General features: G+C 43.3%; 12 protein-coding genes. 4 read left to right on the forward strand and 8 right to left on the reverse strand.

All coding sequences use genetic code 11. The features are described from left to right. Nucleotides 1-8: 8 nt before the first annotated feature. Nucleotides 9-1,385: a Gfo/Idh/MocA family protein gene (locus ACRHOZ_RS04880; RefSeq protein ID WP_431122986.1), complete on the reverse strand. Its 1,377-nt coding sequence runs from the start codon at nt 1,383-1,385 to the stop codon at nt 9-11. Nucleotides 1,386-1,399: 14 nt separating this feature from the next. Further along, a complete protein-coding gene (locus ACRHOZ_RS04885; RefSeq protein WP_431122988.1) occupies nt 1,400-2,647 on the reverse strand; it encodes a PmoA family protein in 1,248 nt (415 codons plus the stop codon). Nucleotides 2,648-2,997: 350 nt separating this feature from the next. Here ACRHOZ_RS04885 and ACRHOZ_RS04890 point away from each other — a divergent pair, with 350 nt between their 5' ends. The 3 genes from ACRHOZ_RS04890 to ACRHOZ_RS04900 all read left to right on the forward strand — a co-directional run bounded on the left by ACRHOZ_RS04890 (nt 2,998) and on the right by ACRHOZ_RS04900 (nt 6,476). Next, nucleotides 2,998-3,948 carry a ThuA domain-containing protein gene (locus tag ACRHOZ_RS04890; RefSeq protein ID WP_431122991.1) on the forward strand — a complete coding sequence of 317 codons (951 nt, stop codon included), beginning with the start codon at nt 2,998-3,000 and terminating at the stop codon, nt 3,946-3,948. 73 nt (nt 3,949-4,021) lie between these two features. Beyond that, nucleotides 4,022-5,041: a LacI family DNA-binding transcriptional regulator gene (locus ACRHOZ_RS04895; RefSeq protein ID WP_431122994.1), complete on the forward strand. Its 1,020-nt coding sequence runs from the start codon at nt 4,022-4,024 to the stop codon at nt 5,039-5,041. A 73-nt stretch (nt 5,042-5,114) separates the two neighbouring features. Beyond that, entirely contained in the window at nt 5,115-6,476 is a 1,362-nt protein-coding gene (locus ACRHOZ_RS04900) for an exonuclease domain-containing protein (RefSeq protein WP_431122996.1), read from the forward strand. A 278-nt stretch (nt 6,477-6,754) separates the two neighbouring features. On the opposite strand, the gene ACRHOZ_RS04905 is transcribed toward ACRHOZ_RS04900, so the two are convergent. The 4 genes from ACRHOZ_RS04905 to ACRHOZ_RS04920 all read right to left on the reverse strand — a co-directional run bounded on the left by ACRHOZ_RS04905 (nt 6,755) and on the right by ACRHOZ_RS04920 (nt 11,269). Continuing rightward, nucleotides 6,755-7,528, reverse strand: coding sequence for an aldose 1-epimerase (locus ACRHOZ_RS04905; RefSeq protein ID WP_431122998.1), 774 nt, complete (start codon nt 7,526-7,528; stop codon nt 6,755-6,757). Continuing rightward, entirely contained in the window at nt 7,525-8,826 is a 1,302-nt protein-coding gene (locus ACRHOZ_RS04910; RefSeq protein ID WP_431123000.1) for a M20/M25/M40 family metallo-hydrolase, read from the reverse strand. The genes ACRHOZ_RS04905 and ACRHOZ_RS04910 overlap by 4 nt, the downstream gene beginning before the upstream one ends. A 31-nt stretch (nt 8,827-8,857) precedes the next feature. Continuing rightward, nucleotides 8,858-9,838: a PLP-dependent cysteine synthase family protein gene (locus tag ACRHOZ_RS04915; protein ID WP_431123332.1), complete on the reverse strand. Its 981-nt coding sequence runs from the start codon at nt 9,836-9,838 to the stop codon at nt 8,858-8,860. Between the two features lie 189 nt (nt 9,839-10,027). Then, a complete protein-coding gene (locus ACRHOZ_RS04920) occupies nt 10,028-11,269 on the reverse strand; it encodes an ABC transporter permease (RefSeq protein WP_431123002.1) in 1,242 nt (413 codons plus the stop codon). A gap of 3 nt (nt 11,270-11,272) precedes the next feature. On the opposite strand from ACRHOZ_RS04920, the gene ACRHOZ_RS04925 reads away from it, so the two are divergent. Continuing rightward, nucleotides 11,273-12,499 carry an exo-beta-N-acetylmuramidase NamZ family protein gene (locus ACRHOZ_RS04925; RefSeq protein WP_431123004.1) on the forward strand — a complete coding sequence of 409 codons (1,227 nt, stop codon included), beginning with the start codon at nt 11,273-11,275 and terminating at the stop codon, nt 12,497-12,499. Here ACRHOZ_RS04925 and ACRHOZ_RS04930 read toward each other — a convergent pair. Further along, the gene (locus ACRHOZ_RS04930; RefSeq protein ID WP_431123006.1) at nt 12,496-13,326 is read right to left on the reverse strand and encodes a sterol desaturase family protein; all 831 of its coding nucleotides are present in this window, start codon (nt 13,324-13,326) and stop codon (nt 12,496-12,498) included. The genes ACRHOZ_RS04925 and ACRHOZ_RS04930 overlap by 4 nt on opposite strands. A gap of 21 nt (nt 13,327-13,347) precedes the next feature. Further along, nucleotides 13,348-13,842, reverse strand: a complete 495-nt coding sequence (locus tag ACRHOZ_RS04935; protein ID WP_431123008.1) for a YkgJ family cysteine cluster protein — start codon at nt 13,840-13,842, stop codon at nt 13,348-13,350. Between the last annotated feature and the right edge of the window lie 2 nt (nt 13,843-13,844).

The following is a 13,844-nucleotide window of genomic DNA, read 5'->3' on the forward strand; positions in this document are numbered from 1 at the left end:
TAATCCTGTTAGGCTTTCACATTATCTGTTCCATACGGATTTCGCTGAGACCTTCCCAACATCGTATTGGCTTCATCATCATTGATAAATTCCTCCTTTTCATTATCCCATTCCAATTTGCGCGGTAGCTGCATGGCAATATCACTGATCAAGCAGACCACGCATGCCTTATGTCCAATTTCAATTGGAGAGATGGGCGCTTTTCTACTCTTGATGCATTCCAACCAATTCCCATGCTGATCATCAATCTTATAGAGACGGGTCTCATTTTCCCCAATTTTGGAGCTTAGGATTTTTGGATCCGAAGCAGCCAAGGCCTTATTACTTTGTTTTTTGGATACCGGGTCGGAGGCAGAAGCACTATAATTTCCTCTGGACACAAAAATCCAACCGTCTGTACCCTCATAGCGGATACCATTGGTATATCCTCCGCTCGTGTACACGGTAATACCGTTACTGTATTGCTGCTTTACCAGAAAATCCCCATGAACATTCCAGATTCCCGATTTGGGAAACTCGGCCAATGCTTCCACAGAAGTTGGTCCGGATAGTTCAGTGTTCATTCCCCAAGCTGCAGAATCGTAATGGTGCTGACCCCACCCGGTGATCATCCCGGCTCCATAATTGCGTATACGCAACCAACCCGGTCTGCTATAATCTTGCTGCGGATGAACCCCTATTTCAGTATAGGGTACCATGGGTGTAGACCCCAACCACATATCAAAGTTTAGGTTTTTAGGAATGGGCATTTCTGGGGCTTCAGGCCCAGCAGGGTCTCCAGGAAGTCCAATTTTGACCGTGTGCAAATCCCCAATCCGGCCGTTTCGCACCAATTCTGCCGCAATCCGGAACTGCTCCATGGCGCGCTGTTGGGTACCCACTTGTAGAATCACCTTTTTCTTTTGAACCGCATCCCGAAGCTGTTGACCTTCCCTGACGGTTAGGGACGTGGGTTTTTGCAAATAGATATCCTTACCAGCTAAAGCTGCCTCCATAGCAGGTTGGGCATGCCAATGATCTGGTGTGCTTATGACAACGGCATCTATGTCCTTGTTCAAAAGCATTTCCCGATAGTCCACATAGGTTTTGACATCCACATACTTCGCTTTCCCCGTCTTTTCTTTGTAATAGGAATCCACAAGGGTCTTAGCCTCATTCATTCTCTTTGAATCCACATCGCAAACTCCAATAAATCGGGTCTGGTCAAACCGGATGGTGTCATGGATATCATGGCTCCGCGCAATTCTTCCACAGCCAATCTGCCCAATATTGATTTTGTTGCTCGGCGCATCCTTACCCAGCACATGGGAGGGAACTATACTTGGAAAACCCACCATTGCAGCGGTTCCCAACGCCGATTTGTTAATAAATGTTCTTCTTTGCATGGTTCAGTTAAATTTTAGTCGTTCACAACAATTGTCCAAGGTTGATTGGCAAATAGTTGCCAATAGGACTCAGCTTCATCCGGGCCGAGTTCACCATCAAAGACAATCATTCTATATTTCAGTTGATACTCTTTATTTGATTCAATTTGCCAGGGTTCATGGCGGATGGGGCAAAATTCAAAAAACATGTCGCCCCTACCTCCATTCCCGTCTATGGGCCATACCCTCATAGGTTCTGGGTGCATGCGATTTTCAGGATGGCTTAAAAACAAGATACCACTGGTTCCACTGCCGTCCGCAGACTCCCCACTGACGATGCACCAACGAGCATTTGAGCCGTCGGCCGTAAGACGATCATTCCCTTCTGAGGTAAGTACTTCACAATTATCCTTGTGCCATCGTTCCGTAAACCGCATACCTATTCCACCGCCATATCTATAGGCCTCAAACAGCAATCCGGATTCCAATGGGGAGCTGAAGGTTGATGTATAATCCAGAACATATCGGTTTTTGGGCTCCAAGCTCCATAATCGCAGTTCCAATTTTTCATTCAGGGCGATGCTACTTTCCGCATCCGCACCAAAATCCAGATGTTCCTGATGTGCAACCAAGGATGCAAAAACACCTCCAGCAACCATCGGGCCAAATTCCTTGAACCGAACAGTGCCTTGCCCTTCCCCCAAATTCCAAAAATCCACCGATCTCTCCCCAATTTTGGTTCTAGTCCATGGTCCCCAAATCCCATAGTGATGGTAGTGGTCCGGCGGCTGAATTCTGGTAAGCGTATCTCCTTTGGGGGTAACCAAGGGATGAATATAGCCCGATTTACCGTAAATGGAATCCACACCTTTGGGTGGATATTTCATCTTGAACTGATAGCTGGCAACTGGTGTATCTTGAAGCAACAATTGCAGATTTTCCTCATTTTTTTGATACTTCACAGAAGCCTTGAAGTTGGACACTCGATCTTGAAACTTGAGCTGATACCTAGGAGCTTCCTTGGGATTATGAACGAACCAGAGTTTTCCTTCCCCTTCGTTATCCCATTGAAAGGGGACTTTGACCAAGTCCCCACTTTTTTCCTTTAGCAAGACCATTTCCTGCTTAGACCCAGCAGGGTCCAAATCAAATTGGTCCAAGTTCACCGAAATATGGAATTCTTGTTGCAAAGAGCCATCCACCTTAACCTCAAAACCGTTTACATCTTTTGTAATACAGGAGCATAACATTGTAAAAACAAAAAAGAGAAATACAGGTTTCATGAGGTCTAGGTTGAATGGCTTTAATTTAACTAAAAACTAACTCAATTTGCAGGCAACTTCATTGCTTTCAAAGGCTTACGATTGATTGGCCAGCATTGTTCCAATTAAAACCATGTGTATTCTGGAAAAATCGATCTTAACCAATAAGTGGCGTAAAACTATATATTTGCATTTTATTATGCAACCGATTGCATTCTATTTTTGCTAATAAACAAGAATAAGGCATCAATATTCATGCAAAAACCTACAATAATTACATAAAACTAAGAGGAATTAATCTAAATATGTCGAATTAATCAATTTGTTGCGTAAATTGCGTAAGTATATATTACAAACCTCAAAAACCAAGGATGAAAAAAACGTTTGTTCTATTTGCTCTCCTTTTAATCGCCCAAATCAAGGCGCAAGAAGCAGCTCCTTTTGTCATGACAGAGGATTGGCTGTCCAAAATTCAATCTCTGGCTCCTGCCCCTTCCGGCACCCAAGGTTTAGAGATTAAGAACCTGCTCATTTTTTCCCTGCACACTGGCTTTGAACATTGGACCATTCCCCATACCGAAGCCGTGGTTCAAATAATAGCTGAAAAATCCGAGGGGTTTAAGGTATTCACCAGTAAAGACATTTCGGTATTCGAGAAAAGTAACCTAAAAAAATATGATGCGATTGTCTTGAACAACAATTGCTCCATCGGACCCAAACGGGATCTTTTCTGGGATGCACTTGACAAAGACAGTTCGTTGAGCGAAAAAGCAAAGACTAAAAAAGCAAAACAACTGGAAAACAACTTGCTTAATTATGTGAAAAAAGGGCATGGTCTAATGGTTGTCCACGGGGGAATTGTCATGCAAAACAACTCGCAAGCTTTTAGCGAAATGGTAGGAGGCAGTTTTGACTACCACCCCAAGCAACAGGCCATCCATATTAAGCTAGTGGATTTGGAACACCCCATGGTCCAGTGTTTTGACCCTAGCGGATTTATACATATCGATGAGCCTTATTTTTTTAAGAACGCCTATTTCGATTACAACTTTAGACCACTTTTATATCTGGAAGCAGATAAGCTCGATGGACTTAAGAAAGAAGTTCCAGACAACATTAAATATATTTCTTGGATCAAAAAATATGGCAAAGGAAGGGTATTTTATTCCTCCCCTTCACATAATGCACAAAGTTTGGAAAATCCAGATTTGCTCCAGTATTATTTAAATGGGCTACACTATATCACGGGAAGTTTGGACTGCGATGACTCTCCCATTGGGCGAAACCAAATTGGGTCAAAAAAGGCCAAAAGCTCCCGCTAAAACCCAGGGTTATAGCGACGACTCTTTAATATATTAAGTAATATTGCCAACGGTTAGTGCTACACTATTTAGCATGGGTAAAAAAATAACAATTTACGATTTAGCGGAACAGTTGCATGTTTCCCCGGCAACGGTGAGTCGGTCTTTGAACAATCATCCTTCCATTAGCACGGAAACCAAAACCAAAGTGGTCAGGGCGGCGCAGGAAGCTGGATACAAGGTGAATAAATTTGCGGCCAATCTCAGCAAACAAAAATCCAATACCATTGGGGTAATCGTTCCAAAGTTGAATTCCGCTTTCATGTCCACCATCCTTGCTGGGGTGGAAAAAATTGCGAACGAAGCAGGATACAATCTCGTCATCAGTCAATCTTTGGAATCCATGGAGAAGGAAAAGATGAATGCCCATGCCCTTTTTCAAAGCGGAGTGGATGCGCTTATCGTTTCCCTGGCTTACGATACTTCAACCTACGATCATTTTAGCAATTTCACCAAAGTTGGGATTCCGGTGCTATTCGTAGATCGCGTATACCCCATGGAAAACTGCTCTACCATTGTGATTGACAACCAACAAGCTGGTTACGACGCAACCGAGCACCTTATACAACAGGGGTGCAAAAATCTCCTGCATGTTTCTGGGCATCTCAATCGGAGCATTTATGCCGAACGGCTTCAAGGGTTTAAGAACGCCATGGCACAACATCAAATGGAATTTACGGATGCCAACGTGCTGGAGAGCGACCTTGATCCCAATAGCGTGGGTGAACTCATAAACCACCTGCAACACGTCAATGAGAGAGTTGACGGGATTTTTGTTTCCAACGATCGTTTTGCTGCGACCTGCATCAAGGAACTTCAAAAACTACACTATAAAATCCCGGAAGATATCAAGGTAATCGGTTTCAATAACGATTCCATCTGCGAGTTAATGACCCCAACCTTAAGCACTATAGATTATCCTGGATACCAAATGGGTGTTTTAGCGGCCCAAGGGGTGATCAGCCATCTAAACGGAAATATTGATTTGCTTCCTGCCAATTCCATTAGCCTTAGACACAGGTTGGTAATTAGGGAATCTACCTCCAATGATTGATTATAACTCCTTCCCCTTTATTTGCCATCTTTTTCCATAATTCCTAACTTCAAAGCCCATTTGTTTTCAGGCATTGTATACCATAATCGACATAGAGACCACCGGAAACGGCATCAAAGGCAACAAGATTACCGAAATCGCCATTTTTAAATTTGATGGTGTTGAAATTGTTGAGGAATTCTCTACCCTGGTGAATCCACAAAGCCCAATCCCAAGTTTTATAACGGGACTTACGGGGATTGATGACCAGATGGTACAAGATGCCCCAATTTTTTCTGAGATAGCAGAGCGGGTGCAACAGATGACCAAGGATTGCATTTTTGTGGCCCATGCCGTTAATTTTGACTATGGGGTAATCAAGGAAGAATTTAGGCAGTTGGGAGTTGATTTTGTTCGAAAAAAACTTTGCACGGTCAGGCTCTCCCGAAAATTGATTCCCGGGCTACAGTCCTACAGCTTGGGAAAGCTATGTTCTGCGGTTCAGATTCCTTTGACCGATCGCCACCGTGCGCGAGGGGATGCGCATGCCACTACCCTGTTGTTCCATAAATTGGTGAATCTTCCTGCCGCTGAAGGAATCATCCAAAAGTTTTTGAACGCCCGAAGCCAGGAGGCCACCCTTCCACCGCATTTGCCCAAGTCCATTTTTGATGGAATCCCCCAAAAACCAGGGATTTATTATTTCAAAAACCAGAAGGGGGAAATCATTTATGTGGGCAAGGCCATCAATCTAAAAAAGCGGGTCTTGGGCCACTTTTATGATAAAAGCACCAAGGAAACCCGAATGTGCAGTGAAACTGCTTCCATAGATTTTAAACTATCGGGTAGTGAACTTGTGGCCTTGCTTATGGAGTCCGCTGAAATCAAGCGCCTTTTTCCTCCCTACAACAGTGCCCAAAAACGAATTGGAAAACAATATGCCCTATTTGCCTACGAAGACCGCAAAGGTATTCTTCATTTGGCCTATAACACCCTGAAAGGTGCACCCAACCCCATCAGGGTTTTTTATAATCAAACCGATTGCCGGGCTTTTCTGGAGCAATTGTGCAAAACCTTTGCGCTTTGCCCAAAATACTGCCATCTGCAACAAACCAATACCGTTTGTTCCCATCATGAAATTACCACTTGTGAAGGCATTTGCTCTGGTGAGGAAAGCGTATCAGATTACAACAAAAAAGTGGAGCATGCCATCTCCAGTGTAAAACTGACCCAAAACGAGGTGCGTATCATCAAGGAAAAAGGAAGGGAACCCAATGAAAATGCCGTGATATTGATTTCGGAAGGAGTTTACAAGGGGTATGGGTTCATTGACCACCAAGTGGAAATAACCTCCATGGAAGACATTGAGGCCTTCATCATTCCGCAAAAAAACACAGTGGAGACCCAGCGCATTGTGGAATCCCTGCTACCGCGCTTGGAATCCTATGTCATATAAATCCCGGGTTATTTGTTTATCCTCCGATACATTTTAACCATGAAAGCAATCCAAACTACCAGAATAATGGCAACAAATACGATATAGGGCAAGAGGATATCCATAAACAAAGTAAAATTTTTTTGCCCCAATACTGGAATTCCCATAGCGGAATTCCTTGTTTTTCTAACGAAAAAGTATCTAACCAAGCGAGTACCTTTCCGCTATAAGCCTAAGTTAGCAAGAAAAGGAATACATCTGACACCGAAATTGTGTGCAAAGCTGCACTTCATCGAAAATTAGACCGAAAGCACCACCTTGAACACGACCTCTTCCCCTTTGAGCTGTTGAAAGCCCTGGTGAAGCTGATCCTGTGAAACGGAATATGGGTAAAATGAAATGGGCTCAATGCAGATCATATTCCGAACCTCTGTCCAACACATAAAATGTCCAAAACCTTCTGTTGCAATGATAATATCCCTTTTATCCCGAAGCAGGATTGAGGTGGTGTCCTGCACCTGAAATGCACGACTGCCCACTTCCAAGACATCATCCAATTGAATTTCGTTTTGTCCCACAATAATCAATGGCTTTTCCGTATGCAATTTAAATGCGGGATGATACCCGAGCATAAAGGGCATGTTTTCTTCGCCAGAAATCTTAAAGCCAATCTCCAATTGGTTGCCACTTAACTGAAAGGTCTTTTCAAACCGGAAATCGTATGGCCAAACCAACCATTCTTCGGAAGACTTTTCGGGAAATTTGGAGTTTTTTACAGGCGTACCCGCTTTATATTTCTTGACAAAGGATGCGGTCGTCTCGGTATTTGATTCCAGAACATAGTCCAATTCGCGTAGCAATCCATGCTGATCTTGAATGGCATTTCCTTTGGGTACCTCTACCCTAAAACCAGCCTCGTTTACCGGACCAATAATCGGGAACATTTCCGTATCCGAACTCCGCCATCCGGGACTCCCTTTTTGGTGGATAAATTCGTGTCCTTGGTTTTTAAAACCCACAAGTTCTCCCGCTTCAATGGCAACGGTGGTATTGCCCTGTTGTAATGTTATCATTTCTCGGAATTGATTAGTCGATAAATCAAAATAGCGGTTCGCTTGGTCAATGCTTCAATGGTATTCAAATTCACGGTCTCTTGTGGAGTGTGTGCACCCGTTCCCATGGTACCCAATCCGTCCAGACAATCCACATATTCTGCCACAAAGGATACATCGGCTGCACCCCTTTTTCCAGGGTCATAGGCCAAAACCTCTCCCTGGCCCAAATCCAAACTTACCTGATTCAAAATCTCGAGCAGGGCATGGTTTCCTGCTGTGGGTCCCATTGCGGGATAGCTATCCGTAAATGAAATACTGGCGGAAGTCATTGGAAGGTTATTGCCTACTATTTCCCGCATTTTGTTCCTGGCCCGCTCTTTCTGCTCTTCGGAAATAAAACGAAGCCCACCTTTGGCCATGGCCTTTTGGGCCACCACATTACTTTTTCCAAAGACATCTCCTTTACTTGTCGAGGCATCAAAATTGACAAAGGTTCCGCCCAAGACCGTACCGGGATTGAAGGTCAATAAATCCTCACCCTTCACATCCGTATAAAATTGATGCAGGATTCTGGACATTTCAAAAATGGCCCCTGCCCCAGTTCGCTCACTGAAAACTCCTGAAGAATGGGCCCGCTTTCCTTCAACTTCCACAGCCCAACCCGATGCTCCCCTCCGGGCCACGGTCGCATAATTGAAGCCCGTTGAAGTTTCGAAACCTAGGGCAATGTCACTACGCTTTGCTGCTTCCACCAAATCCTTTCTACTAATGGAAAGTGGTTTTCCCGTACTCTCTTCATCTCCTGTGAAAGCCACTATTATCTGTGCATCACCCAGAAGACCGTTCTCATACAAAGCCTTAAGTGCATACAAAACAATAACATCTCCACCTTTCATGTCGTTTCCACCTGGTGCATGCGCAATGCTATCGTTGACCATTTTGAATTTTTGAAACGGACTGTCTTCTTCAAAAACAGTATCCAAATGGCCTATCAACAAAAGTTTTTTACCCTTATTCCCATTGGTTTCCGCGAAAAAGTGGCCTGCTCTACCCATTTCCGGTGGCATTTCAATCCATCGGGAGTCAAAATTGATGTTCTCAAAGGCATCTTTGAAGACCATTCCCACTTCCTTCACTCCTTTGGCATTTAGGGTACCGCTATTGATGTTCACCACCTTCTTCAAAAAAGCGATGGCATCCGTGTTGTTCTGGGCAATGGTTTTGACAATTTTTTTCTCGGTTCTGGAAAGTTTTTGGGCAGTAAGCGTTCCTGCCATAAACAGGCTTAAAATGCTAATAAAGATTCTGAAATACATGGTTTTTGACTTTGGGTGAATTTATCAAATTTTAATCAATAAATCCTTTTTCCCGCATCCAGTCGTCATTAAACATCTTGCCCACATATCTGCTGCCGTGGTCATGGAACAGCACTACCACCACATCGTCCTTGGTAAAATGCTCCTTCAACTGCAACACTCCCTTAATGGCTGCTCCAGCTGAATTCCCCAAGAACATACCTTCTTCCTTGGCCAAACGCTGTGTATAAACCGCCGCGTCCTTGTCGGCTACTTTGGTAAAACCATCTATGATATCAAAGTTGACATTTTTGGGTAGAATATCTTCCCCTATTCCTTCCGTGATATAGGGGTAAATCTCGTTCTCATCAAAAATTCCTGTCTCGTGATATTTTTTGAAAACGGAGCCATAGGTGTCAACTCCCCATACCTTTACATTGGGATTTTGTTCTTTGAGATAACCTCCCACACCTGAAACGGTTCCCCCGGTACCAACTCCCACTACAAAATGAGTGACTTTTCCTTTGGTTTGCTCCCAAATTTCAGGGCCAGTGCTTAAATAATGGGCCTTGGTATTACTTGGATTATCATATTGATTGACATACCAAGAGTTGGGAATTTCAGTGGACAATCGCCTTGCTGTTGAGTAGTAACTTTGAGGATCATCAGGCGCCACATCTGTAGGGCAGACATAAACCTCACTCCCCATAGCCTTTAAAATATCCACTTTTTCCTTCGATTGTTTATCGCTTATCACGCAAATCATCTTGTACCCCTTGACCACCGCTGCCAAGGCCAATCCCATTCCCGTATTGCCTGATGTACCTTCAATGATGGTTCCTCCAGGTTTTAGCAGACCTTGTTTCTCCGCATCCTCCACCATTTGCAGAGCCATGCGGTCCTTAACGGAATTTCCAGGGTTAAAAGTTTCATATTTTGCCAGTACCAAACACGGTAGTTCTGCCGTGAGTTTGTTGAGTTTTACCAAAGGGGTGTTCCCAATAGTCTCCAGTATATTGTTTGCATATTCCATAGTCGCTGCAAAGATAGCCATAAGGTTGTCGGGGTTCTATACGGAAACTAAATTTTGATTCTTGTAAATTGGATTGTTTGGTGTTTGGTGTTTGGTGTTTGGTGTTTGGTGTTTGGTGTTTGGTAATAAATGAACTTGTTATTTAGACAAAAACCTTATTATCCCACCTATAACAATCAATTTTCCCTTTTATTCAAACTTAATGGCTTTGACCGGACTTATTTTGGTGATGATATATGATGGAACCAGTAGCATCAGTAAACACAACAACATTACGCCAAGATTTAGGAGAATTACGGAAGGAATATCGATATGCACCGGAATGTATTCAATATAGTATTCTTCGGGATTTGGAAACTTAAACCACCGGTATTTGTCCTGAAGATAAAGTAATCCCAAACCAAGCCCATTGCCCCACAACAACCCAATACCAATCAAATAAGCGGCATTGTACAAAAACACCTTGCGAATGCTCCAATTTTCGGAGCCTAAAGCTTTTAGCACCCCTATCATTTGGGTACGTTCCAGAATCAATACCAGAAGTGCCGTGATCATATTAATCCCACCAACAATTATCATAATCCCAATGATGAGGGCTATGTTAAAATCGAACAGGCCGATCCACTCAAAAATCCTGAAGTATTTGGATTTGATATTGATGGCATCCAAATTGGATGGGGTTTTGCCATAAATTTCATTGCTTTTTTCCTCCAAATGGTCAAAATCGTCCAAAAAGACCTCAAAGTTCCCAATTTGGTTCTCGGTCCATTTATTCATTCGTTGAATGTGACGGATATCCACAAAAACATAGGTGGCATCAAACTCCTCAAATCCGCTGTCGTAAATTCCAACAATCTCAAAACGTCTGTTATTGGGTACCCTGGAAGCATCTCCATCCTTAAGAAAAAAGGAGAAAAAGGTGTCGCCCAATTTCATTTGGAGACGGTTGGCCATAAGCCTTGAAATCAACACCTCATCATTCAACCTTCCTGTATAATCAGGAATCCGACCCTCGACAAGATATTCCTCAAAAACATTCCAATCGTAATCCGTGCCCACTCCTTTGGCCAACATCCCCTCAAAGGTTTCCTCGGTGCGGATAATTCCACCTTTGGTGGCAACAGCCTGAATGTGCCGTACACCATCCACATCGTTGAACTTGGGGTAAAAATCTTGTTCCAGGGAAACTGGAATCACGGAAACTTCGGAGGTGTTGTTGTCGTAGTTGGAAATTTGGATATGCCCATTAAACGCAGATACTTTTTCGCGAATCTTGTATTTAAGGCCAACACCCGTGGCAATGGCTATAAGCATCATCACAATACCAATGGCAATGGCTGCTATGGCAATTTTTATTATAGGAGCGGAAATGCTAATTTTATGCTCCTTCCCTGTTATCAGGCGTTTGGCAATAAACAATTCTAAATTCAACGAATGCCCATTTTATCTCCTTTCAAAAGTACAGTTTTATTGTTGGTTTTGCTGCTTTCCTCATGTAAAGGACAGGAAGGCAAAAAAGCCGCTGCATCAGAAAATGAAGAACTTGCCCTGGTTCCGGAAATTACGGTTGCCGCCAATAGAACCCAGAACTACCTTCCCCTGCTTCAGGATAAAAGAGTGGCCGTAGTGGCCAATCAGACCAGCGTTATTTTTAAAGCGGATGGATATACTCATCTAGTAGATTCCTTGTTATCCAGACAAGTGGACATTAGAACTGTCTTTGCTCCAGAACACGGTTTTAGGGGTAAGGCAGATGCGGGAGAACTGGTGAAAGATGGGGTGGATACCAAAACCTCCCTACCTATTGTATCGCTTTACGGAAAAAACAGAAAACCATCCCAAGAACAGTTATCGGGTGTTGACGTTATCCTGTTTGACATCCAGGATGTTGGGGTTAGGTTCTATACGTATATTGCCACGCTACAGCTGGTTATGGAGGCCTGTGCTGATGCGGGAATACCCGTCATTGTATTAGATCGCCCCAATCCCAATGGACATTATGTTGATGGCCCTACCATGTTAAAAGAGCATACCGGTTTTTTGGGAATGACCCAGATACCCCTAGTCTATGGTTTGACCATTGGGGAATATGCCCAAATGATCAATGAAGAAAAGTGGTTGGAGGGAGACAATAAGGTGGATTTGACCATAATTCCCTTGGAAAACTATACGCATGAGTCGGACTATCATTTGCCCATTCGTCCCTCACCCAACCTTCCTAATGACACCTCTATAACACTTTATCCCAGTTTGGGGCTTTTTGAGGGTACCCATGTAAATGCGGGCAGGGGAACGGAATTTCAGTTTCAGCGTTATGGTGCTTCATTTTTGGATAGCACCCAATACAACTACAGCTATGTTCCACAACCCAATTTTGGATCCAAACATCCCAAAGAAGAAGGCAAAAAGTGCTTTGGCAAGGATTTGGCAAAATCCGAACGGATGAATGCTGTTTCCTTGAAATGGATTCTGGACGCCTACAAAAATTGTCCAGATAAGTCCAAATTCTTCAGGACCAATTCCTTTACCAAGCATGCTGGCACCCCTTTACTTCAAAAGCAAATTGAAGCTGGATTGTCAGAGGCTGAAATTAAAGCCACCTGGTCAGCTGATTTGGAACGCTTCAAGAAAATACGCGAGAAATACTTGATGTATGACTAGTTTTCCGTAGTTGGTCTACGGTATTTATGGAAAGGCTGCTTTAGCAGACCGATAATGCTACTGTTCTCTTTTTCATCCGGAAAGGTGTCCACCCCGTACACAATCTTTTCGGTATCCAAATACATATACGTTCCAAAAATCCTATCCCAAATGGCAAAGATGTTGCCATAATTGGAATCCGTATAGGGTAATTTGTAGTGATGGTGCACCTTGTGCATATCTGGGCTTACAATGACCCAACTGATGGCTTTGTCCAATTTTTTAGGCAATTGAATGTTGGCATGGTTGAATTGCGACAGTACCACAGACATGCTTTGATATAGCATAATGACTCCTATAGGCACCCCTACCAGAAAAATCCCCAACAAGGTAAATGAGTAGCGAATCAAGCTTTCCAAAGGATGATGTCTGTTTGCCGTGGTGGTATCCACATTATGATCAGAGTGGTGTACCAAATGTACCATCCACAAAGGTTTTACCTTGTGCTCCACCCAATGGGCGGCATAGGCCCCAATTAAGTCCAAAAACAACACTCCAAGAACTACATATAACCATAACGGCATCCCTGGCAGCCAATTGATGATACCAAAGTCGTTGGCCACCGCCCAATCCGAAGTCATAAGAAAAAGGAAGGCCAAGGGAAAATTCACCAAGATCGTGGTTAATGTAAAAAAGAAATTAGGGACGGAATGCCTCCATTTTTTATACGGGATATTAAACAAGGGAACAATTCCCTCCAGAATCCAAAAAAAGGTGATGCCCCCAACCAAAATTAGACTTCGGTGAAGTGCGGGAATGTTTTCAAAATAGGTAATGATCTGCTCCATACGTTCAAATATAAAAAATAGCTAGAGCTTTATTTTTTTCTTCATTTCTTCCACAATATTGAAAGCTGCCGGGCAAATGGCCACATTCTTCAAGGTAAGATTGCCTATTTGGTGAAATTTTTTTCGATCCGTATGCGGAAACTCCCTGCACGCCTTGGGACGCACATCATAGATGGAACAATAGTTATCCGCATCCAAAAAAGTACAAGGTACCTGCTGCAGAACATAGTCGTTCTCTTCATCGACCCGTAGATATTGGGATATAAATTGGGAAGGCTTAAGCCTAAAATGCTTGGCGATACGCTCAATATCTGCATTGGTAAACAAGGGGCCTGTTGTTTTACAACAGTTCGCACAATCCAAACAATCCGTTCGTTGAAATTCCTCTTCATGCAGTTCCAACATGAGGTAGTCCAGGTTTTTGGGAGGTCTCTTTTTGAGTTTTGAAAAAAACTTTTTGTTGGTACTATGTTTTTCCTGTGCCTTTTTGGGCAGCCCTTTCAATTCTTCTTGCATAT

The sequence above is a fragment of the Flagellimonas flava genome (genome assembly GCF_050617915.1).
Lineage (GTDB): Bacteria > Bacteroidota > Bacteroidia > Flavobacteriales > Flavobacteriaceae > Flagellimonas > Flagellimonas flava_A.